General features: G+C 67.4%; 21 protein-coding genes. 4 read left to right on the top strand and 17 right to left on the bottom strand.

The window, feature by feature from the left end:
- Positions 1 to 98: 98 nt before the first annotated feature.
- From prmA to ACOQFS_RS16800, 3 genes are all read left to right on the top strand, one after another.
- The gene (gene prmA / locus ACOQFS_RS16810) at positions 99 to 1,001 is read left to right on the top strand and encodes a 50S ribosomal protein L11 methyltransferase (protein ID WP_421563971.1); all 903 of its coding nucleotides are present in this window, start codon (positions 99 to 101) and stop codon (positions 999 to 1,001) included.
- Between the two features lie 80 nt (positions 1,002 to 1,081).
- Complete coding sequence (locus tag ACOQFS_RS16805; RefSeq protein WP_421563970.1) at positions 1,082 to 2,797, top strand: DUF3426 domain-containing protein; 1,716 nt, start codon at positions 1,082 to 1,084, stop codon at positions 2,795 to 2,797.
- A 102-nt stretch (positions 2,798 to 2,899) separates the two neighbouring features.
- The gene (locus ACOQFS_RS16800; RefSeq protein ID WP_421563969.1) at positions 2,900 to 3,802 is read left to right on the top strand and encodes a carbohydrate kinase family protein; all 903 of its coding nucleotides are present in this window, start codon (positions 2,900 to 2,902) and stop codon (positions 3,800 to 3,802) included.
- Positions 3,803 to 4,154: 352 nt separating this feature from the next.
- Here the strand turns inward: ACOQFS_RS16800 and ACOQFS_RS16795 are convergent, their stop codons facing one another.
- From ACOQFS_RS16795 to ACOQFS_RS16755, 9 genes are all read right to left on the bottom strand, one after another.
- Positions 4,155 to 4,658 carry a histone gene (locus ACOQFS_RS16795; protein WP_421563968.1) on the bottom strand — a complete coding sequence of 168 codons (504 nt, stop codon included), beginning with the start codon at positions 4,656 to 4,658 and terminating at the stop codon, positions 4,155 to 4,157.
- A gap of 15 nt (positions 4,659 to 4,673) precedes the next feature.
- On the bottom strand, positions 4,674 to 4,823 hold the full coding sequence (locus ACOQFS_RS16790; protein ID WP_421563967.1) for a hypothetical protein: 150 nt from the start codon (positions 4,821 to 4,823) through the stop codon (positions 4,674 to 4,676).
- A gap of 29 nt (positions 4,824 to 4,852) precedes the next feature.
- A complete protein-coding gene (locus tag ACOQFS_RS16785) occupies positions 4,853 to 6,049 on the bottom strand; it encodes a ribonucleotide-diphosphate reductase subunit beta (RefSeq protein WP_421563966.1) in 1,197 nt (398 codons plus the stop codon).
- Between the two features lie 135 nt (positions 6,050 to 6,184).
- Positions 6,185 to 9,145: a ribonucleoside-diphosphate reductase subunit alpha gene (locus ACOQFS_RS16780; RefSeq protein ID WP_421563965.1), complete on the bottom strand. Its 2,961-nt coding sequence runs from the start codon at positions 9,143 to 9,145 to the stop codon at positions 6,185 to 6,187.
- Between the two features lie 379 nt (positions 9,146 to 9,524).
- Positions 9,525 to 10,118, bottom strand: coding sequence for a 1,6-anhydro-N-acetylmuramyl-L-alanine amidase AmpD (gene ampD / locus ACOQFS_RS16775; protein WP_421563964.1), 594 nt, complete (start codon positions 10,116 to 10,118; stop codon positions 9,525 to 9,527).
- Positions 10,102 to 11,649 (bottom strand): sigma-54-dependent transcriptional regulator, encoded by a 1,548-nt coding sequence (locus ACOQFS_RS16770; protein ID WP_421563963.1) that lies wholly within the window; start codon positions 11,647 to 11,649, stop codon positions 10,102 to 10,104. Before ACOQFS_RS16770 ends, ampD begins: the two co-directional genes overlap by 17 nt.
- 60 nt (positions 11,650 to 11,709) lie before the next feature.
- The gene (locus ACOQFS_RS16765) at positions 11,710 to 13,413 is read right to left on the bottom strand and encodes a two-component system sensor histidine kinase NtrB (protein ID WP_421563962.1); all 1,704 of its coding nucleotides are present in this window, start codon (positions 13,411 to 13,413) and stop codon (positions 11,710 to 11,712) included.
- Between the two features lie 5 nt (positions 13,414 to 13,418).
- Positions 13,419 to 13,640, bottom strand: a complete 222-nt coding sequence (locus ACOQFS_RS16760; protein WP_421563961.1) for a PP0621 family protein — start codon at positions 13,638 to 13,640, stop codon at positions 13,419 to 13,421.
- Positions 13,637 to 14,434 (bottom strand): cytochrome C assembly family protein, encoded by a 798-nt coding sequence (locus ACOQFS_RS16755; protein ID WP_421563960.1) that lies wholly within the window; start codon positions 14,432 to 14,434, stop codon positions 13,637 to 13,639. The genes ACOQFS_RS16760 and ACOQFS_RS16755 overlap by 4 nt, the downstream gene beginning before the upstream one ends.
- Before the next feature lie 99 nt (positions 14,435 to 14,533).
- Here ACOQFS_RS16755 and ffh point away from each other — a divergent pair, with 99 nt between their 5' ends.
- The gene (gene ffh, locus ACOQFS_RS16750; protein ID WP_421563959.1) at positions 14,534 to 15,913 is read left to right on the top strand and encodes a signal recognition particle protein; all 1,380 of its coding nucleotides are present in this window, start codon (positions 14,534 to 14,536) and stop codon (positions 15,911 to 15,913) included.
- 179 nt (positions 15,914 to 16,092) lie between these two features.
- Here ffh and ACOQFS_RS16745 read toward each other — a convergent pair whose 3' ends face one another.
- From ACOQFS_RS16745 to ACOQFS_RS16710, 8 genes are all read right to left on the bottom strand, one after another.
- On the bottom strand, positions 16,093 to 16,887 hold the full coding sequence (locus ACOQFS_RS16745; protein ID WP_421563958.1) for a C13 family peptidase: 795 nt from the start codon (positions 16,885 to 16,887) through the stop codon (positions 16,093 to 16,095).
- Between the two features lie 331 nt (positions 16,888 to 17,218).
- Positions 17,219 to 19,291 (bottom strand): glucans biosynthesis glucosyltransferase MdoH, encoded by a 2,073-nt coding sequence (mdoH, locus tag ACOQFS_RS16740; RefSeq protein WP_421563957.1) that lies wholly within the window; start codon positions 19,289 to 19,291, stop codon positions 17,219 to 17,221.
- Complete coding sequence (locus ACOQFS_RS16735; protein WP_421563956.1) at positions 19,264 to 20,892, bottom strand: glucan biosynthesis protein G; 1,629 nt, start codon at positions 20,890 to 20,892, stop codon at positions 19,264 to 19,266. The genes mdoH and ACOQFS_RS16735 overlap by 28 nt, the downstream gene beginning before the upstream one ends.
- Before the next feature lie 181 nt (positions 20,893 to 21,073).
- Positions 21,074 to 22,495, bottom strand: coding sequence for a sigma 54-interacting transcriptional regulator (locus ACOQFS_RS16730; protein ID WP_421563955.1), 1,422 nt, complete (start codon positions 22,493 to 22,495; stop codon positions 21,074 to 21,076).
- A gap of 31 nt (positions 22,496 to 22,526) precedes the next feature.
- Complete coding sequence (locus ACOQFS_RS16725) at positions 22,527 to 23,288, bottom strand: hypothetical protein (RefSeq protein WP_421563954.1); 762 nt, start codon at positions 23,286 to 23,288, stop codon at positions 22,527 to 22,529.
- The gene (locus tag ACOQFS_RS16720) at positions 23,278 to 24,738 is read right to left on the bottom strand and encodes a sensor histidine kinase (RefSeq protein WP_421563953.1); all 1,461 of its coding nucleotides are present in this window, start codon (positions 24,736 to 24,738) and stop codon (positions 23,278 to 23,280) included. Before ACOQFS_RS16720 ends, ACOQFS_RS16725 begins: the two co-directional genes overlap by 11 nt.
- A 27-nt stretch (positions 24,739 to 24,765) precedes the next feature.
- Positions 24,766 to 26,109 carry a tRNA (N6-isopentenyl adenosine(37)-C2)-methylthiotransferase MiaB gene (gene miaB, locus ACOQFS_RS16715; protein WP_421563952.1) on the bottom strand — a complete coding sequence of 448 codons (1,344 nt, stop codon included), beginning with the start codon at positions 26,107 to 26,109 and terminating at the stop codon, positions 24,766 to 24,768.
- Positions 26,110 to 26,210: 101 nt separating this feature from the next.
- A complete protein-coding gene (locus ACOQFS_RS16710) occupies positions 26,211 to 26,654 on the bottom strand; it encodes a hypothetical protein (protein ID WP_421563951.1) in 444 nt (147 codons plus the stop codon).
- Positions 26,655 to 26,783: the final 129 nt, after the last annotated feature.

Here is a 26,783-nt window from a genome sequence, read left to right as displayed (position 1 = left end):
CAGCCGATTTCTCGGCTTCAGTGGACTAGTGGTTTGATTCACATGCTGGCCCTTGGCGACGGGGGCCAGCATTTCATTTTTTCTGAGAGGCCTTTGCCATGTTCGAGCTGATTCTGATGTGCCCCGAGGACCGGATCGAGGCGGTCAGCGATGCGCTGGATGCGCTGGAAGCGCTCAGTGTCTCGGTGGAGGACGCGGACGCCCAGACGGATGCCGAGCAGGCCCTGTTTGGCGAGCCCGGCATGCCGCCGCCCAAGGACGGCTGGCAGCGCAGCCGCGTGGTGGCGCTGTTCCCCACGCGCGAGGCCGCGGCCGAGGCGCAGCAGCTCTTGTCGGTGCAGGACTTCTTCGAGGGTTGCCAGGTGCTGGGCCTGTCCGAAGTGGCCGAGCAGGACTGGGTGCGGCTCACGCAGTCGCAGTTCGCGCCCGTGGACATCACGCCCGATTTCTGGATCGTGCCCACCTGGCACGAGATGCCGGCCCAGGCCGTGCGCAGCATCCGGCTGGACCCGGGCCTGGCCTTTGGCACCGGCACGCACCCCACCACGCGCATGTGCCTGCGCTGGATTGCCCGCCATGGAGCCACCCACCCGGCCGATGGCAATCCGCTGGGCCGTGTGCTGGACTACGGTTGCGGCTCGGGCATCCTGGCCATCGGCGCGGCCAAGTTTGGCGCCACCGACATCGATGCGGTGGACATCGACCCGGCTGCCGTGGAGTCCACCCAGCAGAACGCGCAGGCCAATGGCGTGCAATTGAGCGCCGGTCTGCCCGACAGGGCGCAGGGCGAATACCAGACGGTGCTGGCCAACATCCTGGCCACGCCGCTGCGCGTGCTGGCCCCGCTGCTGTGCAACCATGTGGCGCCGGGCGGGCATCTGGTGCTGGCGGGCATTCTGGAGCGCCAGGCCGATGAGCTGAAAGAAGCCTACGCGCCCTGGTTGCGGCTGGACGTGGCCGACAGCGAGGACGGCTGGATCCTGATGACCGCCCGGCGCTGACCTGGCGCCGGCCGCACTGGCGCCCGTGCCGTGGCACATGCGCTCCGCAGCTGCGCCCCGGCACCTACAATCGCCCGCTGATGAGCCAGATCACCCGCTGCCCGTCCTGCGCCACCTCGTTCAAGGTGGTGGCCGACCAATTGCGCATATCGGAAGGATGGGTGCGCTGCGGCCAATGCAAGGAAGTGTTCGACGCATCGGCCCACCTGCTACCCTCCGCGCCGCCCGCGCTGCTGCCGGATGTGTCGCTCACCGATGCCAAGCCCCGACCGGCGCCCGTCGTGCGCGCGCCCGACGCGGGGCGGGCATGGGGTGCACCTTCGCCTGCGGCGCCCCGGCAGAGCCCCGGCGGCATGCCGCCGCACAGCCCTCCGGCGCCTGCCGTGCCGCCCGCCGCCGCCACGCCGTCCTTCGGGGAGGCCGTGGCCCAGGCGCCCGTGATGGACGTGCCCACCCCGGCCGTGCCGGCCTTCCTCGCCGCGCGGGAGGGTGACGCCCTGGTGGGCGATCTCGGCCTCGAGCCTTCCGCACCCTTTGCGTGGCGCGCACCGCCGGATGTGCGGCCCCTGTCGCCCGCTGAACCCCTGGCGGAACGGGCCGGGGGACTTGCGGACCCGGCAGGCCGGGCGGTGGCAGGGCAGGGGGGCGGCGCCAACACAGATCTGAATGCACGAAGCCCGGCGAACGCTGAGGATGGTGTCGATGCGGACGGGACGGACGACAGGGATGAAACGGGCGATGCGCCCCCCGGGTTTGTGGACACCGTCCCGGCGTCGCTCGACATGCTGGAGTCCTACGAGCCGCTGGAACTTCCGTCGCCCGGCGCGAGGCCCCAGCGCGCATCGTTCACGGACCCTGCGCGCACGCCGGTGGCGCCTTCGGTGCCCACAGTACCGGGCGGCTACGAGCTGCCGGTGGCAGAGCTGCCGGACTCCGACTGGCCGGTAGACGTGCTCGACACTGCAAATACGGACGCCCGCGCGACGGAACTGCCCGAAGGCAGGGCGGCCACAGATACCGCTGCGCGCGCAGAGGAGACCCGAGAGTCCGAGCCTGCCCTGCACATTCCCGACATCAGCTTTCCTGCGCTGCACGAAGCGGCGCCCTCTGAAAAGCCTGCCACAGCCGTGGTTGCGGACGCAGCTGCGGACGCACACGGCGCCGACGCGCTCGCGCTGGTGGCGGATGACTCCGCTGCTGCCGTGCTGCGGGCCGATCCGCGCAGAGGCGCATCCACTCCGGCCCATGACGATGCGGATGACGAGGAGCCGCACGCAGACCCTGAGGTCAGCTTTGTGCGCGCGGCGCGGCGACAGGCCTTCTGGCGCCAGGCCTGGGTGCGCGGCGTGCTGCTGCTGCTGACCCTGGCGTTGCTGACGGCGCTGGGCGCGCAGGTGGCCGTGCAGGAGCGAGACCGCATCGCCGCGATGGAGCCGCGCGCGCGCCCCTGGCTGACAAAGCTGTGTGAGCCATTGCGCTGCGAGATCGCCGCCCCGCGCCAGATTGCGGATGTGGTGATCGACAGCTCGTCGTTCAACAAGGCCCGGGGCGACAGCTACCAGCTCGCGTTCACGATGAAGAACCAGTCCGCCATGCCGCTGGCCATGCCGGCGGTGGAGCTGACGCTGACCGACGCCCAGGACCAGGCCGTGCTGCGCCGCGTGCTGCTGCCCGCCGACCTTGCCGCACCGGCAGAACTGCCAGCGCGCGGCGAATGGAGCGCGTCAGTGGCCGTCATCGTGACCACCGGAGGCGCGCGCGTGGCGGGCTACCGGGTGCTGGCGTTCTATCCATGAAGGCATGCCTGCGCCGGGCTGCGGCACCGCTGCGTCTGGCGCGGGATGGCCTGCAGCCGCACTGAACTTTCCCTTTTTCCATCTCCTTTCTTCTCCACCGATATGGCTGCCATCATTTGCGGATCCCTGGCGTTCGACACCATCATGACTTTCGAGGGCCGGTTCGCCGAGCAGATCCTGCCCGACCAGTTGCACATCCTGAACGTGTCGTTTCTCGTGCCGTCGCTGCGCCGCGACTTTGGGGGCTGCGCGGGCAACATCGCCTACAGCCTGAAGCTGCTGGGCGGAGAGCCCCTGCCCATGGCCATGCTGGGCAGCGACGGGGCCGAGTACCTGCAGCGCCTGGATGCGCTGGGCATCAGCGCGCGCCATGTGGGCCAGGTGCAGGACACCTACACCGCCCAGGCCATGATCATGACCGACCGGGACAACAACCAGATCACCGCGTTTCACCCCGGCGCCATGATGCAGGCGCACGCGAACCAGATCACGGCGGGCGACGCGGCCACTGCGGCCGTGGGCATTGTGGCCCCCGACGGGCGCGACGCGATGATCCAGCATGCGGCCCAGTTTGTGGCGGCCGGCATTCCGTTCGTGTTCGACCCGGGCCAGGGGCTGCCCATGTTCAACGGTGAAGAGCTGAAGGCGTTTGTGGAGCAGGCGTCGTGGGTCACGGTGAACGACTACGAGGGCAAGATGCTGTGCGACCGCACGGGCTGGTCGCTGGAGGCCCTCTCGCGCCAGGTGCGCGGCCTGGTCGTGACCTTGGGGGCCGAGGGTTGCGAGGTCTGGGTGGACGGCCAGAAGACGCACGTGCCCGCCGCCGTTCCTGCTGCGGTGGTCGACCCCACGGGCTGCGGCGACGCATGGCGCGGCGCGCTGCTGTTCGGGCTGGAAAAGGGCTGGTCGCTGGAGCGCTGCGCTGCGCTGGGCAACCGGGTCGGTGCGCTCAAGATCGCCCAGCGTGGGCCCCAGAACTACACGCTGGATTTCACGCCGGAATAAGGCATCGCGGGCACCGCGCCTGCGTTGTCCGGGGGCTGCCCGCAACGGGGTGGGAAAACGGATTGAGAAATGTGCTGCGCTGCAGTTCTTCGCCGTCCCGCAGTGCTGACTTGCACGCCTCGGCGTCCACGCCGGTCTGTCCTGCGCAACAGGGGGCTGTCGAGTGATTTCTGCGTTTTGCTCACAAATTGAGAGCGTGTAGCGCATTCTGGACAAGGCATTTCGATGATTTTTCTTTGAAAGCCTTGATGGGAAAGCGGTGCCCACTCTCGTTTTGATAGCAAATCCGCCGCAACGGGCAAAAAAAAACCCGGCATCGGAATGCCGGGCCGGGCGCCAGGGGGCGCAGGTATCAGGGCTTGTTGCCCGTGGGGAAGGGCCACGCCGCCTGGGGGTTGAGCGTGGTTTGCGCTGCGGGTGCAGCTGCAGCAGCGGCCGCAGGGGCAGGGGCCTTGGCGGCCTTCTTGGCGGGCGCAGCCTTCTTGGCAGGGGCCTTGGCAGGAGCAGCCTTCTTGGCGGCGGCGGCCTTCTTGGCGGGTGCAGCCTTCTTCGCTGGGGCCGCTGCCTTCTTGGCAGGTGCGGCCTTCTTCGCGGCTACGGCCTTCTTGGCGGGCGCGGCCTTCTTCGCTGGGGCTGCTGCCTTCTTGGCCGGTGCTGCCTTCTTCGCGGCTACGGCTTTCTTTGCCGGTGCTGCCTTCTTGGCGGCTACAGCCTTCTTGGCGGGCGCAGCCTTCTTCGCCGGTGCGGCTGCCTTCTTGGCAGGAGCCGCCTTCTTCGCGGCTACGGCCTTCTTGGCGGGAGCAGCCTTCTTCGCTGGGGCCGCTTTCTTTGCGGCGGGTTTTTTCGCAGTTGCCATCATGTTCTCCTTGGGTCAATTTGCATGCAAAGAGCACTTCCTGTCTGCAGTGGTCAGGAAGCGATCCATGGAGATGGAGAAGAACTCCATCCCCATGAACACGGGAACGCCCCACACGGCCGCCTTCGCGGCGCTACGGGTGAAGGGCGTGGTGTAGAAATCCATGGTGGTGTGGGGCCTGCAAAGAAAAGGCGCTAGTCCCAGGACAGCGCACCACCCGACTGGTATTCAATAACCCGGGTCTCGAAGAAGTTGCGTTCCTTCTTCAAGTCGATCATTTCGCTCATCCACGGAAACGGGTTCTCTTCATTGGGGAAGAGGGTTTCGAGCCCGATCTGCGTGGCGCGGCGGTTGGCGATGTAGCGCAGGTAGCCCTTGAACATGGAGGCGTTCATGCCCAGCACGCCGCGGGGCATGGTGTCCTCGGCATAGCGGTATTCCAGCTCCACCGCCTTCAGGAACAGCGCCTTGATCTCGGCCTTGAACTCGGCCGTCCACAGGTGCGGGTTCTCCAGCTTGAGCTGGTTGATCAGGTCGATGCCGAAGTTGCAGTGCATGGACTCGTCGCGCAGGATGTACTGGTACTGCTCGGCAGCGCCCGTCATCTTGTTCTGGCGGCCCAGCGCCAGGATCTGCGTGAAGCCCACGTAGAAGAACAGGCCTTCCATCAGGCAGGCGAAGACGATCAGCGACTTGAGCAGCGTCTGGTCGTTCTCGGGCGTGCCGGTCTGGAAGTTGGGGTCCATGATCGCGTCGATGAACGGGATCAGGAACTCGTCCTTCTCGCGGATCGACTGCACTTCGTTGTAGGCGTTGAAGATCTCGCTCTCGTCGAGGCCAAGCGACTCCACGATGTACTGGTAGGCGTGGGTGTGGATCGCTTCTTCAAAAGCCTGGCGCAGCAGGAACTGCCGGCACTCGGGCGCCGTGATGTGGCGGTAGGTGCCCAGCACGATGTTGTTGGCGGCCAGCGAGTCGGCGGTGACGAAGAAGCCGAGGTTGCGCTTGATGATGCGGCGCTCGTCATCGGTCAGGCCGTTGGGGTCCTTCCACAACGCGATGTCGCGCGTCATGTTCACCTCTTGCGGCATCCAGTGATTGGCGCAGGTGGCAAGGTATTTCTCCCACGCCCACTTGTACTTGAACGGCACCAACTGGTTGACGTCGGTCTGGCCGTTGATGATGCGCTTGTCGGCGGCGTTCACGCGGCGGTGTGTGGCAGCCGGTGCAGCGGAAGCGGTGGTTGTGGCAGCCGTCGTTGTTGTCTGCACGGCCTGCAGGGAAGGGGTCTGGAAAGACAGGGGCGGCTGACCCGCCGGGTGGCTCGTGTTCAGTCCACCGTCCAGTTGATTTTGCGATGAGGGCTTGACTTCTTCGTCCCAGGACAACATAGATTTTCCAGTGTTCGGATTATGAAAGCAGTGCTGCAAAAAGGAAAGCACTGCAGCGTTGTGCAGCAACGTTTTGTTGCTTCACAGCACATGCGCAACACGTCGGAACCCTCCGACGTGTTGCGCGCCAAGTCCTTATTGGCAGGCCTCGCAACCGGGATCGTCGATGGCGCTGAATTGAACGTCCGTGGCGGGAAGCGCGGCGGGTGCTGCGGCAGCCGCCTCGCGTGGGCCCGATGCAGGCTGCGCGGACGCCGACGCCGTTGGTGCGCCGCCTTCGCTGCCGGAAGACACGGCGTTGAGCTGGCGTGTGTTCACCGTGCTCATCTCGACGTGCGTCGCGCTCTGCGTGCGCAGGTAGTACGTGGTCTTGAGGCCGCGAATCCATGCGAGCTTGTAGGTGTCGTCCAGCTTCTTGCCCGACGCGCCGGCCATGTAGATGTTCAGGCTCTGCGCCTGGTCGATCCACTTCTGGCGGCGCGCTGCGGCTTCGACCAGCCACTGCGGCTCGACCTCGAACGCGGTGGAGTACAGCGCCTTGATGTCGGCAGGCACGCGGTCGATGGGGTGCAGCGAGCCCTTGAAGTGCTTGAGGTCCATGATCATCACGTCATCCCACAGGCCCAGGCGCTTGAGGTCGCGCACCAGCCCGCCGTTGATCACGGTGAACTCGCCCGACAGGTTGGACTTGACCGACAGGTTGCCGAACGACGGCTCGATGGAGGCGTCGACGCCGATGATGTTGGAGATGGTGGCCGTGGGCGCGATGGCGACGCAGTTGGAGTTGCGCATGCCGTCCTGCGCGATCTTCTTGCGCAGGGCATCCCAGTCGAGGGTGGACGAGCGGTTCACCTCCACATAGCCGCCACGGGCCTGGGCGAGCATGTCCAGCGTGTCGAACGGCAGGATGCCGCGGTCCCACAGCGAGCCCTTGTAGCTGGAGTACTGGCCGCGCTCCTTCGCCAGCTCGGTGGACGCCCAGTAGGCGTAGTAGCAGATGGCTTCCATCGACTTGTCGGCAAATTCCACAGCCTCTTGCGACGCGTACGGAATGCGCAGCGCATACAGGCTGTCCTGGAAGGCCATCAGGCCCAGGCCCACGGGACGGTGGCGCAGGTTGGAGTCACGGGCCTTGTTGACCGCGTAGTAGTTGATGTCGATCACGTTGTCCAGCATGCGCATGGCCACCGTGATGGTCTTCTTGAGCTTCTCGTGGTCGAGAACCTTGACAGCAACGCCGTTCGCGTCGCGCGGGCCGTCCTTCAGGTGCTGCAGCAGGTTGACCGAGCCGAGGTTGCACACGGCGGTCTCGGTGTCACTGGTGTTCAGCGTGATCTCGGTGCACAGGTTGGACGAGTGCACCACGCCGGCGTGCTGCTGGGGCGAGCGCACGTTGCAGGCGTCCTTGAAGGTGATCCAGGGGTGGCCGGTTTCGAACAGCATCGTGAGAATCTTGCGCCACAGGTCGGTGGCCTGCACGGTCTTGCTGGGCTTGATCTCGCCGCGGGCCGCTTTCTCTTCGTAGGCCACGTAGGCCTTTTCGAAGTCGGCGCCGAACAGGTCGTGCAGGTCGGGCACGTTGGAGGGCGAGAACAGCGTCCAGGTGCCCTTTTCCATCACGCGGCGCATGAACAGGTCGGGGATCCAGTTGGCCGTGTTCATGTCGTGCGTGCGGCGGCGGTCGTCGCCCGTGTTCTTGCGCAGCTCCAGAAACTCCTCGATGTCCAGGTGCCAGGTTTCCAGGTAGGTGCAGACGGCGCCCTTGCGCTTGCCGCCTTGGTTCACGGCCACGGCCGTGTCGTTCACCACCTTCAGGAATGGCACCACGCCCTGCGATTCGCCATTGGTGCCCTTGATGTGCGAGCCCAGGGCGCGCACGCGGGTCCAGTCGTTGCCCAGGCCGCCGGCAAACTTGGACAGCAGGGCGTTTTCCTTGATGGACTCGTAGATGCCGTCCAGGTCGTCGGGCACGGTGGTCAGGTAGCAGCTGGACAGTTGCGAGCGCAGCGTGCCGCTGTTGAACAGCGTGGGCGTGCTGGACATGAAGTCGAAGCTGGAGAGGACTTCGTAGAACTCGATGGCGCGCGCTTCGCGGTCGGTCTCATTGAGCGCCAGGCCCATGGCCACGCGCATGAAGAAGGCCTGGGGCAGTTCGATGCGGGTCTTCTTGACGTGCAGGAAGTAGCGGTCATACAGCGTTTGCAGGCCCAGGTAATCGAACTGCAGGTCGCGTTCGGCCTTGAGCGCGCCGCCCAGGCGGTGCAGGTCGTACTGCTTGAGCAGACGCTCGTCGAGCAGTTCGTTGTCCACGCCCTTCTGGATGAAGGCGGGGAAATAGTCCTGGTACGCCTGGCCCATGTCGGCGTGGGCCACCTCGCGCCCCAGCACCTCGCGCACGATGGTGTGCAGCAGCAGGCGGGCGGTGGCGTAGGTGTAGTCCGGGTCCTTCTCGATCAGGGTGCGGGCCGCCAGGATGGAGGCCTTGTAGACCTCGTCCATGGGCACGCCGTCATACAGGTTGCGCATGGTTTCCGCAACGATGGGTGCGGCCTGGATGTCGGCGCCGAGGTTGGCGCAGGCCGACTCGATGAGCCCGTGCAGGCGCAGGATGTCGAGTTGCACGCGCTGGCCGTTGTCGATCACGTTGAGCACAGGCGTGGCGGGTGCCAGCTTTTCCTGGTGGTGGGCGCGCTCTTGCGTGCGGCGCTCGCGGTACAGCACGTAGGCGCGGGCGACTTCGTGGTGCTCGCCGCGCATCAGGCCCAGTTCCACCTGGTCCTGCACGTCCTCAATGTGAAAGGTGCCGCCGCCGGGGCGCGAGCGCATGAGGGCGCGCACCACGTTCTGGGTGAGCGTGTCCACCACTTCGCGCACGCTGGCCGAGGCTGCACCCTGCGTGCCGTGCACTGCAAGAAACGCCTTCATCATCGCCACCGCAATTTTTTGCGGCTCGAACGGCACCACTGCGCCATTGCGGCGAATGATCTGGTAGTGCGTCAACGGGTGGCCGGTTTCGGACGCCGCGGCCGCGGCCTGCGGCGCGGCCTGGCCGGTGGTTGTGTGGGATGGGGAAGGCGTGTTCAAAGCAGCTTGCATGGGTGTCCTCTTCTGTGGGCTGTCTGGGATGGGCGTGCGGCTTGAGGCGCCGTCGCATGGGAGAGAGTCATGCGCCGACATTCAGTCTGGCGCACACTATATATGGTGTGTCGAATGCGTTCAAGACACTACCGGTAGTGTACCGCCGTGTTCGCGCCCAAAAATGAAACAGCCTGTGCAAAGGGCTGGATGAAGGCGCCGCGCGGGCTCGGCGGACAGCGTGCCAGGGCTTGAAAAGTTGCGGCCATGGCACGCAACGGCGGGCGATGCCGGCGGATTTCGCCTGCAAACCCGCACGGCATCACGGGCCCCAGGTCGTGTGCGTTTGCACAAAAAAATTTTTGCTATCGATGCCGCCTGCGCGGGTGGGGGTCGATGTTCACGCCGGTGGTTGAACGTCGAGCGGGAAATACCCCGCCGGCCAGCCCAGCAGGCGCTGCAGCGTCCGCCAGTCGAATCCGGCGCCAGGGTCGTGCTTGCGGCCAGGGGCGATGTGTTCGTGGCCGGCGATGTGGCGCACGGGATAGCGCAGGGCAATGTCCTGGCACAGGGCTGCAAGCGCGGCGTACTGTTCCGGCTCGAAGCGGTCGCCCTCCAGTCCCTCCAGTTCGATGCCCACGGAATCATCGTTGCACTGATCGCGTCCGCGATAGTGCGATTGGCCCGCATGCCAGGCCCGCCGGTCACAGTCGACGAACTGCCAGAGCCCCCCCGCGCGGTCGATAAAGAAGTGCGCCGAAACCTGCAGCCCGCGAATGCTCTGGAAGTAGGGGTGTGCGTCCCAGTCGAGCGTGTTGGTGAACAGCTGCTGCACGGCCCCGGTGCCGAACTGCCCCGGCGGCAGGCTGATCGAATGGACGACGATGAGGTCGACCGGTGCGTTGGCGTCAGGGCGAGGCCCCTGATTGGGAGATGCCAGGTGCTGAGCGCCCCGGTGCCAGCCGCCGTCCCAGGCTTCAGCCGATGTCTTCATGCGGGTCGGAGTCGGTGGGTGCAGCGATGTTCAGGCGGGCAATGCGGTAACGGATCTGCCGCAGGCTGATGCCCAGCCGCGCCGCCGTGGCGGTGCGGTTGAAGCCCGCTTCGCGCAGTGCGCGGATGAGGATGTCGCGCTCCTGCTGGTCCAGCCAGGCCTGCAGGTCGCTGGGCAGGGCCACGGTGCTGCCCAGCGTGGCCGGAGCTGGGGCCGCCGTGTCCGCAGCCGCAGCCGTGGTGTCGGTCGCTGCTGCGCCGGGGGGGAGGGCCGCGGCGGGCCGGTGGGCGCGGGTTGCTGCCGGGTCCGCACCGCCTGCGGGCGCATCGACATGCAGCTCCTCGCCGTCGCTCAGTGCCACGGCGCGGTGCAGCAGGTTCTCGAGTTCGCGCACATTGCCGGTCAGCGGGTGTGCGGCAATCGCGTCCAGCGCAGCGGGGGTGAGTGCCGGCACGGGCATGCCGGACTCGTGCGCGATGCGTGCAAGCAGCGAATGGCACAGCGCGGGCAGGTCTTCGCGCCGCTCCCGCAGGGGCGGGATCACGATCTCGATCACGTTCAGGCGGTAGTACAGATCCTGGCGGAATCGGCCGGACTGCACATCGGCGGCCAGGTCACGGTGGGTGGCGCTGACGATGCGCACGTCCACGGTTTCCTCCTGCGTGGACCCCAGCGGGCGCACGCTGCGCTCCTGGATGGCGCGCAGCAGCTTGGACTGCATTGCGAGGGGCAGGTCGCCGATCTCGTCCAGGAAGAGCGTGCCGCCGCGCGCGGCCTGGAAGTAGCCGTCCCGGTCCTGCGCGGCACCGGTGTACGAGCCCTTGCGCGCGCCGAAGAATTCCGCCTCCAGCAAGTTCTCGGGAATCGCCCCGCAGTTCACGGCCACCAGCGGGCCGTCGGCGCGCTGGCTGCTGGCGTGCAGTGCGCGGGCCACCAGTTCCTTGCCGGTACCCGACTCGCCGTGAATGAGCACCGGTGCCATGCCCCGGGCCACCTTGGCCACGCGTTGCTTGACGTTGCGCATGGCCTCGGACTCGCCCACCAGCCGGTCGAGCGCGGCATTGCCGCCCGGCACATCTGCCGCAGCGGCCGATGCCCCTGATCGGCCCGACGACGGGCTGCGCGTGCTGCGCGGCGCGGGCACGCCGCCCGTGCCCTGCACCGCGGAGGCCACCACCAGGCGGAACTGCTTGAGGTCCACCGGCTTGGTGAGGTAGTCGAAAGCGCCTGCGCGCAGGGCCTCCACGGCGTTCTCGGCCGAACCATAGGCGGTCATCACCACGCAGCGTTCGCGGCGCTGCTGGTCGCGCAGGTCTTGAAGCAGCTCCATGCCGAAACCATCGGGCAGGCGCATGTCGGTGATGACGGCGTCAAACCGGTGTGCGAGAAGCTGTTCGCGCGCCTCCTGCACGGAAGACGCCGTATCCACGCGATAGCCTTCGCGCAGCAGCGTGAGCTCGTACAGCGTGCGCAGATCGGGCTCGTCGTCCACAACGAGGATGGAAGCCGGAGAGGAGGCGGATGTACTCATGTCAGGGTTGGATGGCGTTGCGCAGGGAGCCGGTGCGTCCTAATGGGCGGTAGTTCCTGTCTACACCACGATGGTGTCGAACAGCGTGGCCGGGTCGCTGGGACGGGTGATGCGGCGAAACGCCACGGTGAAGGCATTGCCGCCCACCTCGCCGCGCGCGGTGATGCGATGGACCCGCTGGTAGCTGATGGATGCCCCGTGGCGCTGGCAAAGCTCTCGGCAAATGTACAGGCCCAGGCCGCTGGAGCGGCTCTCGGACGAGAAAAACGGCTCGAACAGATGCCGCTCCACCGACTTGTCCATCGGTGCGCCGTCGCTCCAGACCTGCAGGCTCACCTGACCGCTTGGGGTGGTGCGGGTGGAGATGGCGAGAGAGTCGTGGGCCGAGCCCATGTAGCGCAGCGCGTTGTCCAGCAGATTCACCAGCACGCGGCGCAGGTGCTCGACATCGAACTCCACGTGGGTGCCGCTGGCTTCGAGCTGCACCTGGGCGCGGCGCACAGCGGGGTCGTGGGCCTGCCAGTCGTTCCAGATCTGCGCGACCGTGTCGTCCAGCGCCAGCGTGGAGGCCGGCGCGTGGCTGATCTGGTGCTGCACGCGCGCGATGTCCAGCACTTCCTCGGCGATGCGCGCCAGGCGGTCCGCGTTTTGCTGCACCATGCCTGCCAGCCGCTTCTGCGCGGGGTCGTGCAGGTCTTCCTCCAGCAGCGCGTTGGCCTGCACGATGGCGGCGAGGGGGTTGCGGATCTCGTGGGCGACTGCGGCGGACATGCGCCCCATGGCGGCCAGCTTTTCGGTGCGCAGCCGCGCCTCCAGTTCTCGCAGGTCGTGCAGAAACATCACGCACAGCCTCTCGCTGTGAGACTGCCGGGCCGCTTCGCGCGTGGACGTGAGCCAGGTGCGCACATGCAGGCCGGTGGGGCTTTGCCCGGGGTGCAGCAAGTCCACATCGGCCATCTGCGGCTGTTCCTGGCGGAAGGTGCGCCGCGCCAGTAGCACCAGGGGGTGCCAGGGGGCTTCGGATGCCAGCGCGAAGGGTGGCGCGGGAACCGCCGCGCTGCCCAGCAGCTGAAGCCCCGCCGGGTTGGCCAGCCGCACCATGTCGTTCTCGTCCACCACCAGCACGCCATCGGTGAGGTTCTGGATGACCAGGGCACTGACCTGGGCCTGCACCTGCGCGGCCACCTGGCTTTGCTGCGCGAGTTCCTGCTCCCGCGTCAGGCGGGTGGCCAGCTGGTGCACCAGGTAGCTCACGATGAAATAGCCGGTGCCGGTGAGCGCGCTTTGCAGATATCGCTGGGCTTCTTCACCGCCCGACCGCGTGCCTGTCCACCAGGCCCAGGCCAGCAGCAGCAAGGTCACGCCGGCGGTGGTGCCCAGTGCCAGCGTGAGCGTGCCCAGCACCGCGGCCATCAGGATGGGCAGGCCGAACAACGGCGTGAAGTTCATCGAGCCCACCTGCAGCAGCTGCAGGGCCGAAATGGCCGCCAGATCCACCCCGATCGAGGGAAGCCACTGCGGGCCCGCGCCCGGCGAGGGCGGCGCGTGCCGCGCCAGCACGCGCAGCAACACCGTGGCGACCAGGTAGGCCAGGCACACCGCCAGCACGGCCTGCTCGGACACCTGGTTCACCATCTGCCCGGCGCCCTGCAGGATCAGCAGGGCCAGTGCCACTAGCACGCGGGCGCTGAGAAACCCGCGCCACAGGCGCACAAAGGGTGCGTCTGCCGCAGACCAGAGGGGCCCAGGCGCAGCTGTCTGCATGGCTCTCAGGCCGGGCCCAGGCGCTGGTGTTCGGCGCTGCAGTAGGCGTCCTGGCCGCGCATCAGCGCGTCGGACCGTGGAATGTGCACGCCGCAATGGGCGCAGGCCAGCATGTCTTGGGGCAGCGCGGGCGCGCGGGGCTGGCGCGGGGCGTCGCCCGAGACTCTGCGGCTGCGCCAGATGCCAAACGCCACCAGCAACACCACCAGAACAAGCAGGTATTTCATGGGGCACGCCCCAGCACGACTTCCATCACGAAACGCGAGCCCACATAGGCCAGCAGCAGCAGTGTGGTGCCGGCATACAGCACACGCACCGCGTTGCGGCCGCGCCAGCCGAATCGCGCCCGGCCCAGCAGCAGTGCGGCAAAGGTCAGCCACGACAGCAGTGAGAAGATGGCCTTGTGGTCCCACCGCCAGGCGCGCCCGTACAGCGTGTCGCCGAACAGCCAGCCCGCCAGCAGCGTGGCCGTGAGCAGCACAAAACCGGCGGTCACGAACCGGAAGGTCAGCCGTTCCAGGGTGAGCAGGGGGATGCCGCTGTGGGGGTCCTCGGCCTGGCGGATGTGGCGCTCGGCGCGTGTCATGAGCCAGGCATGAACCACCGCAGCGCCAAAGAGGCCGTAACAGGCAATGCCCAGGGCCAGATGCAAGGGCAACCAGGCCGATGCCGCCACGTGCAGCGGCTGCCCGGGAAACAGCAGCGCCAGCACGACGGCTGCAGCGCCCAGCGCCGCCAGCGCCCAGCGGGCCTGCATCTGCGGGAACAGCTGCCGCTCCACGGCATACACGGTCAGCACCAGCCAGGCCGTCATCGACAGTGCGGGCGCAAAGCCGAAGCGGGGTGACTCGCCCCACAGGCCCCACACGAGCACGGCGCCGTGCAGCGTCCATGCCAGCAGCAGCGCATTGCGCGATGCCGCGGCGCTCAGGCGGGACGCGGCCGCAGCGGGCACGGCGTAGGCCATGGCAGCCGCCAGGGCAAGAAGCCAGCTGGCAGGGGAGCTACTCGCTAAAATCATGGATACAGTTTAGCCTTTCGCCCCACCGCCAGCGCCCTGGCGGGCTTGCGCGCAACGCCCTGCGTTGATGCCGCGCAGGCATCACCGGAACTTCTCTCTATGGCTTCCGCCCTCACCGACAAACTCACGCGCCTCGTCAAGGAGATGCGTGGCCAGGCCCGCATCACCGAATCCAATGTGCAGGACATGCTGCGCGAGGTGCGCATGGCCCTGCTCGAAGCCGATGTGGCGCTGCCGGTGGTGCGCGACTTCATCGCGCGCGTCAAGGAAAAGGCGCTGGGCCAGGAAGTGCTGGGTTCGCTCAAGCCCGGGCAGACGCTCGTCAGCATCGTCAACCGCGAGCTGGCCGCCACCATGGGCGAAGGCATCTCCGACATCAACCTGGCCGCCCAGCCCCCGGCCGTGATCCTGATGGCCGGCCTGCAGGGCGCGGGCAAGACCACCACCACGGCCAAGCTGGCCAAGCACCTGATCGAAAAGCGCAAGAAGAAGGTGCTGACGGTGTCGGGCGACGTGTACCGCCCTGCGGCCATCGAGCAGCTCAAGACCGTGACCAAACAGGCGGGTGCCGAATGGTTCCCCAGCACACCCGACCAGAAGCCGCTGGACATCGCCCGCGCCGCCATCGACTACGCGCGCAAGCACTTCTTCGACGTGTTGCTGGTGGACACGGCCGGGCGCCTGGCCATCGACGAAGCCTTGATGAAGGAGATCAAGGACCTGCACGCTGCGCTGAACCCGGTCGAGACCCTGTTCGTGGTCGATGCCATGCAGGGCCAGGATGCGATCAACACGGCCAAGGCCTTCAAGGAGGCGCTACCGCTCACCGGCATTGTGCTGACCAAGCTGGACGGCGACTCGCGCGGTGGCGCGGCGCTGTCGGTGCGGCAGATCACCGGCGCGCCCATCAAGTTTGCGGGTGTGTCCGAAAAGATCGACGGCCTGGAGGTGTTCGACGCCGAACGCCACGCGGGCCGCATCCTGGGTATGGGCGACATCGTGGCACTGGTCGAGCAGGTCACGGCCGGCGTGGACATGGAAGCGGCGCAGAAGCTGGCCGCCAAGGTCAAGAGCGGCGATGGGTTCGATTTGAACGATTTCCTCTCCCAGATCCAGCAGATGAAGCAGATGGGCGGGCTCTCCAGCCTGATGGACAAGCTGCCGTCACAGCTCACGGCCAAGGCGGGCTCGCTGGACATGGACAAGGCCGAGAAGGACATCAAGCGCAAGGAAGGCATCATCCAGAGCATGACCCCGCTGGAGCGCCGCAAGCCCGAACTCATCAAGGCCACCCGCAAGAAGCGCATCGCCGGTGGCGCGGGCGTGCAGGTGCAGGAAGTGAACCGCCTGCTCAAGGAGTTTGAGCAGATGCAGGAGATGATGAAGAAGATGAAGGGCGGCGGCCTGATGAAGATGATGAAGCGCATGGGCGGCATGAAGGGCCTGGGCGGCGGCGGCATGCCCAAGATGCCGTTCTGACGGTGGCCGCTTTCGCAGAGCCGCATCTGGCACTGCGCAGGCTTCAAAACACCAAGGCCCCGGGCGAAGTGCGCTTCGCCCGGGGCCTTGGTGTTTCAGGTGAAGGGCAGGGTGCGCGCAATGCGCGCGGGAGCTGGTTTCAGGGATTCAGGGGCCCCAGCGCTCAAGGGCCCCGGCTCTCAAGGGCCGGGCGGCGCCTGCAGCCACAGGCCCAGCGGACGGTCTGCCCAGGCCTTGGCGTCTTCGCCCACAAACAGGCGCGGGCGGGAGGGCGAGAGCTTGCGGCGCTTTTCCTGCGCGGTGATGGTCTTTTGCGCCTCTTCCATCCAGTCGGTTGCCGAACGGCTGCCCGCGTCCGCCTGGCCGAACAGCGCTTCCGCAAACGGAGTGTGGTTGCCGGGATAGCGGCAGTTGAAGCTGGTGCGCCGCACGTCGGTGGACGTCAGCACCACGCGATTCGGTGCCTCGAGCGGTTCGATGAACGCGCCGCTGTAGCAGGCCGAGAGCACGACCAGCGTGGGCACGTTCTTGAGGGGTGCGAGCGCGTCGCTCAGCATGCGGGTGGTGAGAGGCTGCAGGTGCTTGCCGGCCGCGTTGATCTGGAGCAGCCCTGGATTGCCGTGGGTGGAGATGAAGAGCAGCACCCGGTCACGCGGCTGCGCCACCTCGGCCGTTTTGGCCATGACCAGCGCGAAATTTTCTGCCGTGACCTGCGGCCAGTCGCTGACCTGGTCGCGGGTAGGATTGGCCAGCTTGACCAGCAGGGCATTGGGGTCGATGTCCCTGACCCACTTTTCGGCCAGCTCTATGTCGTTGCGGAACGCCTTGGCCTGCGAGTGCATGGCCAGGCCGGCAAAGATGATGCGGCCAGCGGGCTCGGGTGGCGGTGGCGGCACAGGGGCCTCGGCCACTGGCGGTGGTGACTGCAGCGGCGGCGGGACGAAAACGCCGCAGCCTGCAAGCAGGGAACTCAATGCAAAAAACGCGCTGGTCTGGATCAGGAGCCGCCTGCCGGCGGTGGGAGCGGAGGAAAACGGTGGCATCAATGTCGGCGCAGGCGGTGCGCGGGGAGGATCGGCGCTGGCGGCGCAGCAGCGGGACCAGTGAGCAACCTGCTGGTGTCGAAAGGGTGCCTATCCTAAGGCGGCGGCAAACGGGGGGTACAGTGCGGCTGGAACTGAAATTTCGAGCATTTTTGGCTTCCACCGCTTATCCAGAAAGCGCTGACAGCTATAAAAACAGGAGCAAGTGGCAAAAAGCCGGTGCAAGCACCGGCTTCCATTTTGTGAACGCTCTTTCAGATTGTCACAATGCTGCAGGGCTGGCGAGCTGCCGGGCGTGCAACCAGGCGCGGCGCAGCACCGGGGGCGACCACGCCTCTTCGGGAATCAGCAAGATCCGCTGTTCGCGCATCGATTGGCCCAGCGCGATCTGGCTGGTGATCACGGCCATGGGAATGGCCAGCGCAAGGGGCAGGCCCACCGGCAGCAGCCACAGCAGGGCGCCGCCGTCGATCAGTGCCACGCCGGCGGCCAGCAGCGCGATGATGGCGCTCATCGGGGCGAGCTGGCGCGCTGCGTGGCCCCAGGGCACGGCCTGCGCTTCGCGGGGGGGCGACTTCCATTCGAGCTTGAGGCCTGTGAGGGCGATCAGCACGAACAGCGAGTGGGCCAGCATGCGCACCGGGGCTTGCAGCACCGCCATCACGCTCTCGACCGCAGCGCTCTTGAGCAGGCTTGCGGTGCCGCCGTACTGCAGCTGCTCGCGGCGCATGAAGACGGCGGCCACGCCCAGGATGCGGGGCAGGAACAGCATGCTCAGCGTCCACGTCCACAGCGCGATCAGCTCGCTGGGCAGGATGTGCCAGTCGGCCACCAGCCGGGCGCCCGACAGCCACAGCGCGGTGCCCAGGGTCAGAAACGCGAGCCACAGCGGTGCGGACAGATAGGCCATCGCACCTGTCACGAACATGGAGCGGTGCACGGGGTGGATGCCCGGCTCGGCCATGAGGCGCGCGTTCTGCAGGTTGCCCTGGCACCAGCGGCGGTCGCGCTGCAGCTCGGCCAGCAGGTCCGGCGGCTGTTGTTCGTAGCTGCCGATCAGATCGCTCACCAGCCACACGTGGTAGCCCGCGCGGCGCATCAGGGCGGCCTCGACGAAGTCGTGCGACATGATGCCGCCGGCCAAGCCACCCTTGCCCGGGATGGGCGCGAGCGCGCAGTGCTGCATGAATGGCGCCACGCGGATGATGGCGTTGTGGCCCCAGTAGTGGGACTCGCCCAGCTGCCAGTACTGCATGCCCAGGGTGAACAGGCGGCCCGTGACGCGCGAGGCGAACTGCTGGGCGCGCGCGTGCAGGGTGACATGGCCGATGGCCTGCGTGGCGGTCTGGATGATGCCGGCGGTGGGGTGGGCTTCCATCAGCTTGGCCATCGAGACGATGCAGTCGCCGCTCATCACGCTGTCGGCGTCCAGCACCACCATGTAGCGGTAGTCCTTGCCCCAGCGGCGGCAGAAATCGGCCACGTTGCCGGCCTTGCGGTGGGTGCGGCGGGTGCGCAGGCGGTAGTACACCTGCACCTGCGGCTGCTGGCTGTGTTCGGCCAGGGCGGTGCGCAGCTCTTCCCAGGCGGCGCGTTCGGCGCGCGCGATGTCGGGGTCGTAGCTGTCGGACAGCACAAACACGTCGAACGTGGCACCGTGGCCCGTGGCCGCCACCGATTCGCAGGTGGCCCGCAGACCCGCAAATACGGTGGTCACGTCCTCGTTGCAGATGGGCATGATGATCGCGGTGCGCGCGTCGGGCGCCAGGGTGTGCCCGGCCACGCTGCGCACTGACAGCGCATGCTTGTCGCCCCGCACCATCACCCAAAAACCCATCAGGCCGGTGAGAAAGCCGGTGACCACCCACGCCGAGAGCAGCGCGAACAGCGCGATCTGGCCGTAACCCAGCCAGGCGTTGTCATAGTCCGGTTGCACGCCAGCGAAGAGCGTGCTGGCCAGCGCCGTGGTCAGAACGGTCAGCACCGCAAACGTCCAGCGGCGGCGCTGGGCTGCGCCCTGCCAGGCGGCGTCCTGCGCGGCGTCGGGCCCTGTCTTCTCGGCGCGAGCGGGCATGCGCCGCCCGGTCAGCCGCATCAGCACGGCGGTGCCGATGCTGTTCCAGAACCCGCGCCAGGGCACCGGCGGCATCGATCCGCGGTTGACCGGGGGCGCCGTCACCGAGCTGGGGTGGCGTTCTTCACGCAGCGGGCTGCGTCGGCTCTCGACCGGGCGGGGGTAGGCGGCGCCACGCCGCGCAACCACCGCAGGGGCGGCCAGTGTGTGAGAGCGGCGGGCGCCCTCGGTGCTCACTCGGGTAGGCTGATGTGCGTCCATGTTTCACTCACTGCGTGGTTGTCGTGTTGGAGAAATGCGCGCAGCTCGATCGGGCGATCGGCTTTCAGGCGCTCAACGCGCACGGTCATGCGCCATTGGCGGGTGGCGGGGTTGCGGTAGGCCAGGCTTTCCAGCACACGGCCATTGGCGTCGCTGGTCACCACGGCCTTCACGGCCGCGTCGGCGGGCAGTGCCTGCAGGGCCGGCCCTTCGAAATCAATCACGTACTGCGTCTGACGGCGCAGGGCGTCGGCGGACAGCTTGGTGTAGCCCATGCCACGGCGCGACTGCGTGGCCCAGGCGCTGGGCGGGCGCTGCTGCTCGTCGCCCTGCCAGCTCAGCTCATAGGCAAATTCCAGCGGCTGCCCGGGGGGCGGCAACTGCGCGGGCACCCAGTAGGCGACCACGTTGTCGTGGGTTTCATCCGGGGTGTTCAACTGCACCAGCTCGACCCGGCCTGCGCCCCAGTCGTGCAACGGGCGCACCCAGGCGCTGGGGCGGCGTTCATAGCGGGCTTCCACGTCTTCGTAGCTGGCCCACTGGCGGTCGCGCTGCATCAGTCCGAAGCCCTTGGGGTTCTGGGTGCTGAACGACGTCACCAGCGTCTGCCGGGGGTTCTGCAGCGGGCGCCACAGCCATTCGCCTTCGCCCGTGGCAACCATCAGGCCGTCCGAGTCGTGCACTTCAGGGCGAAAGTCTTCCTTGCGGGGCTGGTTCTCGCCAAAGAAGAACATGCTGGTCAGCGGTGCGATGCCCAGCGTGGCCACGGGCGGCACGCCGGAGCCTGCGCGCAGAAACACGCGGCTGCGCACCGTGGTGGTGGTGGCGTTGCCGGGGGTGATGTCAAATTGATAGGCGCCAGTCGCCCGGGGGGAGTCCATCAGCGCATACACGCGCACCTGTGCGGCATTGCGCGCAGGCTTCACCAGCCAGAACTCGGTGAACCGTGGAAACTCCTCGCCCTTGCCGCCCACGGTGTCGATGGCCAGGCCCCGGGCAGACAGGCCGTATTGCTGCCCTTTGCCCAGCGCGCGGAAGTAGCTGGCGCCCTGGAAGACCACCAGCTCGTCCTTGTACTCGGCCGAGTTCAGGTGGTTGTGCAGGCGAAAGCCCGCAAAGCCCAGGTCCCCCCAGGCCTGCGGATCGACCTTGTTCTTGCCGTAATCGAAATCTGTCCGGCTGTAGCGGATATGGCGCGCACCCTGCGCAGTGACCTCGTTGATCAGTACCGGTTCGGTCTGGTACAGACCCAGGTGAAAGAACATCGCCTCGAACGGCAACTGTTCAGCGCGCCACAGGGCGCGGTCGGGGCGCCAGCGGATGTCGCGCACCTGGTCGTAGTTGAGCTGCGCGAGGTCGGCCGGGAGCTTGGCGCTGGCAGCGCGGTACGGCGCGTTGGCGCGCTCGCGGGCCAGGCGGGTCACGCTGTCGAAGTCAAAGCCTGGTGTTGGTTGGGCTGCGGCCCGGGGCTGCACAGGCGCCTGGGCGTGCGCGGCGCCGACCCCCACGAGAGCGGCAAGCGCCGTGACGGTCGCGAGCGCCGCAACGGCGATCCGGACCCTGCGCGCGGCGACGGGAAAGCGGGGAAAGTGGTCATCCATGCCGACACTAGGGCAAACCCTGTGCCAGTATGAAATTCCCTTTTTAAATCAACAACTTGAGCGGCGATTCGGCTGTAAGCATTTGTTCGCGGCTGTCAGGCGAGCAAAAAATCGGCTTTTTTGTCGTGATCTGGCGACAAAGCCTTGTAGGCGATTTGGAAACGCCTTGCAAATCAATGACTTACTCTTGTCGCTCATCGGCGACGCCTTCGCCGGGCGCACCATCGGTCTTGAAGTTACCGGGCGCGAGGGCGTGCTTTTGCAGCAGGCGATAGAACTCGGTGCGGTTGCGCTGGGCGAGCCGGGCGGCATCAGCCACATTGCCATCGGTCATCTTCAAAAGCCCCACCAGGTACTCACGTTCAAAGCGCTGGCGTGCCTCGCTGAAGCTCAGCACCTGGGTGGAGGGGGTGCGCAGGGCACGCTGCACCAGCGTCAGCGGCACGAGGGGGGTAGTGGACAGGGCGCACACCTGCTCGACCACATTGAACAGCTGGCGCACGTTGCCGGGCCAGGCGGCGGCGGTCAGGGCGCGCAAGGCCTCGGGCGCAAAGCCGGACAGGCGCTTGTCGTATTTGCGGGCCAGCTGGTCGAGAAAATGGTTGGCTAGCAGGGGGATGTCCTCGCGCCGCTCGGCCAGGGTCGGCAGCACCAGCGTGACCACGTTGAGCCGGTAGTACAGGTCTTCGCGGAACTGCCCTGCCGCCATGGCGCTTTCGAGGTCTCGGTGCGTGGCGGACACGATGCGCACATCCACGGGGATGGATTGGCTGGCACCCACCGGGCGCACCGCGCGCTCCTGCAGCACGCGCAGCAATTTCACCTGCAGGGCGGGCGGCATGTCCCCGATTTCGTCGAGCAGCAGGGTGCCGCCATCGGCCGCCTGGAACAGGCCCTTGTGGTTGCTCACGGCATCCGTGAACGCGCCCTTGACGTGGCCGAACAGCTCGGATTCGAGCAGCGCCTCCGGGATGGCGCCGCAGTTGACCGCCACGAAGGGCCGGGCAGAGCGCGGACTCGCGCGGTGGATCGCCTGCGCCAGCAGCTCCTTGCCGGCGCCGCTGTCGCCCAGCAGCAGCACGCTGGCGTCCGACTGCGCCACCATGTAGGCCTCGGCCAGCAGGTCGGTCATGCGCGTGGAGCGGCTCACGATGTTTGCGCGCCAGGCTTCGTTGGCGTGGGCGTGGGTGACGGCCGGGGCGCTCAGCGCAAGTGCATGGGCGACCTTTTCCAGCAGGTCGCGCCCGTCATAGGGCTTGGTCAGGTAGGTGAACACGCCGCGGGACGTGGCCTCCACCGCGTCCGGGATGGTGCCGTGGGCGGTGAGCAGGATCACCGGCAGCGAGGGATGGCGCGCGCGCACATCGTCGAACAGGGCCAGGCCGTCGCGGCCGGGCAGGCGCACGTCGCTCAGCACCAGCTGCGGCCGGGCCACGTCCAGTTGGGCCAATGCGGCCTCTGCGGAGCCGACCGCGACCACTTCGTAGCCTGCGCCCTTCAGCCGAAGGGACAGCAGGCGCAGCATGTCGGCATCGTCGTCGACCACGAGGATGCGGGCACCGGCGTGGGAGCGCAAAGAAGGCGTTGTCGTCGGATGGGCCATGGAAAGCGGGAGCGTTGGCGGGAGGGGGGGGTTATGGGGGCGCGGGCCGCGCAGTGTTGCCGCCGGTGCCACTGGCAGGCGCGGAGGGGGCGGAGGGGGCGGAGGGCGCCGGTGGTGGCGCGGGGCGCGTGGTCAGGCTGCGTTCGATGGCGCGCACGGCCTCCAGGCGTTCGCTCAGCTGTTCGTTGCGGCGTTGGGCGTCCCTCAGCTGCTGGGTCTGCCGATCCAGCTGTTCCTCGAGGCGGCGCTGCTGCAGCAGCCGTGCTTCCAGCACGCGCGCCAGCGGTTGCAGGGCGTGCGCCTGTGGGGCCTTGCTGCCAGCCACCCGCTGCACCAGCCCCAGGGCGCGGGCGGTGTCCACCGGCTGGCGGGTTTGCGCCAGCGCTGCGGCCAGCAGCAGGGGGTTTTCGGCGGCCGCCTCTTCCGCCTCTGCCAGCCGGGCGATCTCGCGGGCGAGCTCCGGTGCTGGCATGCGCAGGATGCGGTCCATGTGGGCGAGCACGGCGGTCAGGGGTTTCCCCGGCGCATCGCTGGCCGGCGTGTCGTCTGCGGCCTGCGCCGCATCCGCGCCGGGTGCGGTACCGGGGGTACCAGCGGCATCGCTGCGGTCGGTTTCGGGGGGCGGCGCCACCTCGGCCGGCGCAGGCCGTGGTGGCTCGGGCGCTGGCGGGGCAGGCGGCAGCCGGGTGTTGCAGGCAGCCAGCGCGCAGGCCAGCAGGCCCGTGGCTGCCCACCGGGCGACGGCGGGCGGGCGGCGGTGGGCGGATGGCTCGGGCAGGCGGCTAGGAGGCATGCGGGATTTCAATGCGAAAAAAGGAATGGACGCCCTCGTTCACCAGCTGCACGCGTCCGCCATGGGCGACGATGTATTCATGCACGATGGACAGCCCGATGCCCGTGCCGCGCACGGCATCATCGGGTTGGCGTTCACCCCGGTAGAACGGCTCAAAGATGAGATCTCTGTCGGCGCTGGCAACACCCGGCCCCTGGTCCATGACGTCGATGCGCACCGTGCCCGCGTGCCGGGACAGCTGAAGGCGCACCGTGCCGCCCTTGGGCGAGAACCGGATGGCATTGGACAGCAGGTTGCTGACCGCCGACGCGATCTTTTCCGGATCGACGGCCATGGAGATCTCAGGGCCCTCGGCCAGCACCTGCAGGCCGCGGGCCTGCCACTGCAGGCGCTGGGCCTCGATCTGCGACTCCAGCAGCGCCAGCAGCGGGGTGTCCCGGCGCTGCAGCTGGCGAGCCTCGAACGCGGCCGCGTTGAACCGCAGCAGCGCCTCGATCTCGGTTTGCAGCACCAGCGTGTTGTGATGCAGGATCTGCGCGACCTCGCGCTGCCCGGCGGTCAGCTCGCCGGTGACACCGTCCTGCAGCAGGGCAACGCCCTCGCGCAGTGCCGCCAGCGGCGTCTTGAGCTCGTGCGAGACGTGACGCAGAAAGCGGGCCTTGTCGGCATCCAGCTCCACAAGGCGAAGGCGCAGCCATTCCAGCTGCTGCCCCACCCGGCGCATGTCGTCGGGGCCGCTGATCTCGATGGATTCGTCGAGCCGGTTTTCTCCCAGTCTGCGGATCGCGGTCTCCAACCGCTTGAAGGGCCGTGCCAGCCAGATGCCCAGCGCCAGTGCCAGGGTGAGGGCCAGCACGATCGCGCCCACCACCTGGTGCGTGACGCTGCGACGGCTGTCTTCCAGGCGAGCCTCCAGGTCCTTGTTGCGCCGGTCGTTCACGTCCTGCATCGCCTGCACCATCTTCGTGTGCAGCGCTTCCAGGTCTGCGAACTCGTCGGCAACGCGGCGCTCGTTCTCCAGGGCCCGCTCGGGGGGCGCGTCCAGCAGGGCCTTCACGGCGTCTAGCCGGCCCTTCCACGGGTTGGCCAGGTCCGGGGGCAGGCCGCCGTCTTGCAGCTTGTCGAGCAGCGCCTGGGCCTCTGCGGCCATGTCGTTGAAGTTGCGGCGCAGCGTGGCGTCGCGCAGCACGAGCGATTGGCGGGCCGACCGCTCCAGCGCCTGTCCCCGTGGGTTCAGCGACTGCGCGGCGGCGTTCAACGCCGCGGCCTGGGTCGCGCCCAGCCGGCTTTGCAGCATCAGCTGCTCCAGCGTGTGCAGGGCGCGCAACGAACTCACGCCCAGCAACCCGGCGATCAGCAAGAAGGCGAGCAGCAGCAACTGCTGAAAGGAAAGCCCGTGCAGCGCTGCTTCGGGAAGCGTGCGCGGGCGGGGCGGGCTGTCGGCCGGCATGCGGGGTGGCGGGTGTGCTGCGCCCGGTCAAACGGCGAGCGCTGGCTCGCGGGTGAGCACCTCACCGCGCAGCGTGTAGGCCTTGGCTTCGGTGATGGTCACGTCCACCATCTGTCCTACCAGGCGCGGCTGGCCGACAAAGTTGACCACGCGGTTGCACTCGGTGCGGCCCATGAGCTCGGTGGCGTCGCGCCTGGAAGCACCTTCCACCAGAATGCGCTGCACCGTGCCCACGCGGCTTTCGCTGATGGACTTGATGTTGGCGTTGATCACGCTCTGCAGGTGCTGCAGGCGACGCAGCTTCACGTCGTGCGGCGTGTCGTCGTGCAGACCGGCTGCGGGTGTGCCAGGGCGGGGGCTGAAGATGAAGCTGAAGCTGTTGTCGAAGTGGATGTCGTCGATCAGCTTCATCATCTTGTTGAAGTCGTCTTCCGTCTCGCCAGGGAAGCCCACGATGAAGTCGCTGCTCATGGCCAGGTCAGGGCGGATGGCGCGCAGCTTGCGCACCGTGCTCTTGTATTCCATGGCGGTGTAGCCGCGCTTCATCGCCATCAGGATGCGGTCGCTGCCGTGCTGCACGGGCAGATGCAGGTGGCTGGCCAGCTTTGGCAGCTTGGCGTAGGCGTCAATCAGCCGGGGTGTGAACTCGTTGAGGTGGCTGGTGGTGTGGCGGATGCGCTCGATGCCCGGGATGTCCGACACGTATTCGAGCAGCAGCGCGAAGTCGGCGATCTCGGCCGTGCCACCCATCTTGCCCAGGTAGGCGTTCACGTTCTGGCCCAGCAGGGTGATTTCCTTCACGCCCTGGTCGGCCAGACCCGCCACTTCCACCAGCACGTCGTCGAACGGGCGGCTCACCTCTTCGCCGCGCGTGTAGGGCACCACGCAATAGCTGCAGTATTTGCTGCAGCCTTCCATGATGGAAACGAAAGCGCTGGCGCCCTCGACGCGGGCCGGCGGCAGGTGGTCGAATTTCTCGATCTCGGGGAAGCTGATGTCCACCTGTGGCTTGTCGAGCTGCTCGCGCTGGTTCAGCATCTCCGGCAGGCGGTGCAGCGTCTGCGGGCCGAACACCACGTCCACATAGGGGGCGCGCTTGATGATCTCGGCGCCTTCCTGGCTCGCCACACAGCCGCCCACGCCGATCTTCACGCCGCGCGCCTTCAGGTGCTTGATGCGGCCGAGGTCGCTGAAGACCTTTTCCTGTGCCTTCTCGCGCACCGAGCAGGTGTTGAACAGGATGAGGTCGGCTTCGTCCACGTTCTGCGTGGGCTCGTAGCCCTGCGCGGCGTTGAGCACGTCGGCCATCTTGTCCGAGTCGTACTCGTTCATCTGGCAGCCGAAGGTTTTGATGAAGACTTTTTTGGCCATGGCGGTGTGTCGCTATCGGAAAAATGGATGCAGCGGCGCGCCCGGTGCGGTGCCGCTCGATGCAGGGCTCGGCCGCGCTCGGCGGCGTTGCGGTGGTTGGCTTACTTCGTGACCGCGTCGTACTCGGAGCGGTAATTGCGGTCCACGGTGTCGCTGCCCTTGCGCGGCTGGTCGGCCTCACCCTGGCTCAGGATCCACGCCGTGAGCAGCATGCCCGTGCTGGGCTCGATCAGGTAGTTGACCTTGAAGCTCTGGCCCAGCACCGAGTGGGCCATGACGAGCGTGTTTTGCGGGCTGAACAGCCGCATGCCCGGGGCCATGCGGATCGCGCGGCCATTGAGCGTGGCGTCCGACATGGCGGTGATGGTCAGGGTGCCACGCAGCGCGGCGTCTGGAAAGGTGCGCATGCCGCCCAAGGCCCCCTGCACCTGGGCTGAGGCGGGCAGCGTGCCGCCGAGCAGGGCGCAGGTCAGGCCCAAGGCGAGCGCACGCCGGAGAAACCGGGGGCGTGAGTGGGGAAATGAAAGGCGGGATGTGGCGTTCATGGGGCAGCGGTTCTTGGTGTATATCCAGGGGCTGGAGGGGCGATTCTACGGTTGTCCCTACAAACAGGTTCTTAGAGCCATCCCTTTCAAGGTCTTTTTCCCTCGGCCTGTTTGAGGACGCGTGCGGTG

This window comes from Paracidovorax sp. MALMAid1276 (genome assembly GCF_049198005.1).
Classification (GTDB): domain Bacteria; phylum Pseudomonadota; class Gammaproteobacteria; order Burkholderiales; family Burkholderiaceae_C; genus Acidovorax.
Note: the sequence above shows the minus strand (reverse complement) of the source record. Positions and strands in the feature narration are given on the sequence as shown.

Bases quoted from the DNA above. Each gene is read 5' to 3' on its own strand.
- ACOQFS_RS16805 (WP_421563970.1), top strand. From the start codon at position 1,082: ATGAGCCAGATCACCCGCTGCCCGTCCTGCGCCACCTCGTTCAAGGTG.
- ACOQFS_RS16790 (WP_421563967.1), bottom strand. From the start codon at position 4,823: ATGGATTTCTACACCACGCCCTTCACCCGTAGCGCCGCGAAGGCGGCC.
- ACOQFS_RS16730 (WP_421563955.1), bottom strand. From the start codon at position 22,495: ATGGCCCATCCGACGACAACGCCTTCTTTGCGCTCCCACGCCGGTGCC.
- ACOQFS_RS16800 (WP_421563969.1), top strand. From the start codon at position 2,900: ATGGCTGCCATCATTTGCGGATCCCTGGCGTTCGACACCATCATGACT.
- prmA (WP_421563971.1), top strand. From the start codon at position 99: ATGTTCGAGCTGATTCTGATGTGCCCCGAGGACCGGATCGAGGCGGTC.
- ampD (WP_421563964.1), bottom strand. From the start codon at position 10,118: ATGAAGACATCGGCTGAAGCCTGGGACGGCGGCTGGCACCGGGGCGCT.
- ACOQFS_RS16710 (WP_421563951.1), bottom strand. From the start codon at position 26,654: ATGAACGCCACATCCCGCCTTTCATTTCCCCACTCACGCCCCCGGTTT.
- ACOQFS_RS16760 (WP_421563961.1), bottom strand. From the start codon at position 13,640: ATGAAATACCTGCTTGTTCTGGTGGTGTTGCTGGTGGCGTTTGGCATC.
- ACOQFS_RS16725 (WP_421563954.1), bottom strand. From the start codon at position 23,288: ATGCCTCCTAGCCGCCTGCCCGAGCCATCCGCCCACCGCCGCCCGCCC.
- ACOQFS_RS16780 (WP_421563965.1), bottom strand. From the start codon at position 9,145: ATGCAAGCTGCTTTGAACACGCCTTCCCCATCCCACACAACCACCGGC.
- ACOQFS_RS16795 (WP_421563968.1), bottom strand. From the start codon at position 4,658: ATGGCAACTGCGAAAAAACCCGCCGCAAAGAAAGCGGCCCCAGCGAAG.
- ACOQFS_RS16720 (WP_421563953.1), bottom strand. From the start codon at position 24,738: ATGCCGGCCGACAGCCCGCCCCGCCCGCGCACGCTTCCCGAAGCAGCG.
- ACOQFS_RS16785 (WP_421563966.1), bottom strand. From the start codon at position 6,049: ATGTTGTCCTGGGACGAAGAAGTCAAGCCCTCATCGCAAAATCAACTG.
- ACOQFS_RS16765 (WP_421563962.1), bottom strand. From the start codon at position 13,413: ATGCAGACAGCTGCGCCTGGGCCCCTCTGGTCTGCGGCAGACGCACCC.
- ACOQFS_RS16755 (WP_421563960.1), bottom strand. From the start codon at position 14,434: ATGATTTTAGCGAGTAGCTCCCCTGCCAGCTGGCTTCTTGCCCTGGCG.
- ACOQFS_RS16770 (WP_421563963.1), bottom strand. From the start codon at position 11,649: ATGAGTACATCCGCCTCCTCTCCGGCTTCCATCCTCGTTGTGGACGAC.
- ffh (WP_421563959.1), top strand. From the start codon at position 14,534: ATGGCTTCCGCCCTCACCGACAAACTCACGCGCCTCGTCAAGGAGATG.
- mdoH (WP_421563957.1), bottom strand. From the start codon at position 19,291: ATGGACGCACATCAGCCTACCCGAGTGAGCACCGAGGGCGCCCGCCGC.
- ACOQFS_RS16735 (WP_421563956.1), bottom strand. From the start codon at position 20,892: ATGGATGACCACTTTCCCCGCTTTCCCGTCGCCGCGCGCAGGGTCCGG.
- miaB (WP_421563952.1), bottom strand. From the start codon at position 26,109: ATGGCCAAAAAAGTCTTCATCAAAACCTTCGGCTGCCAGATGAACGAG.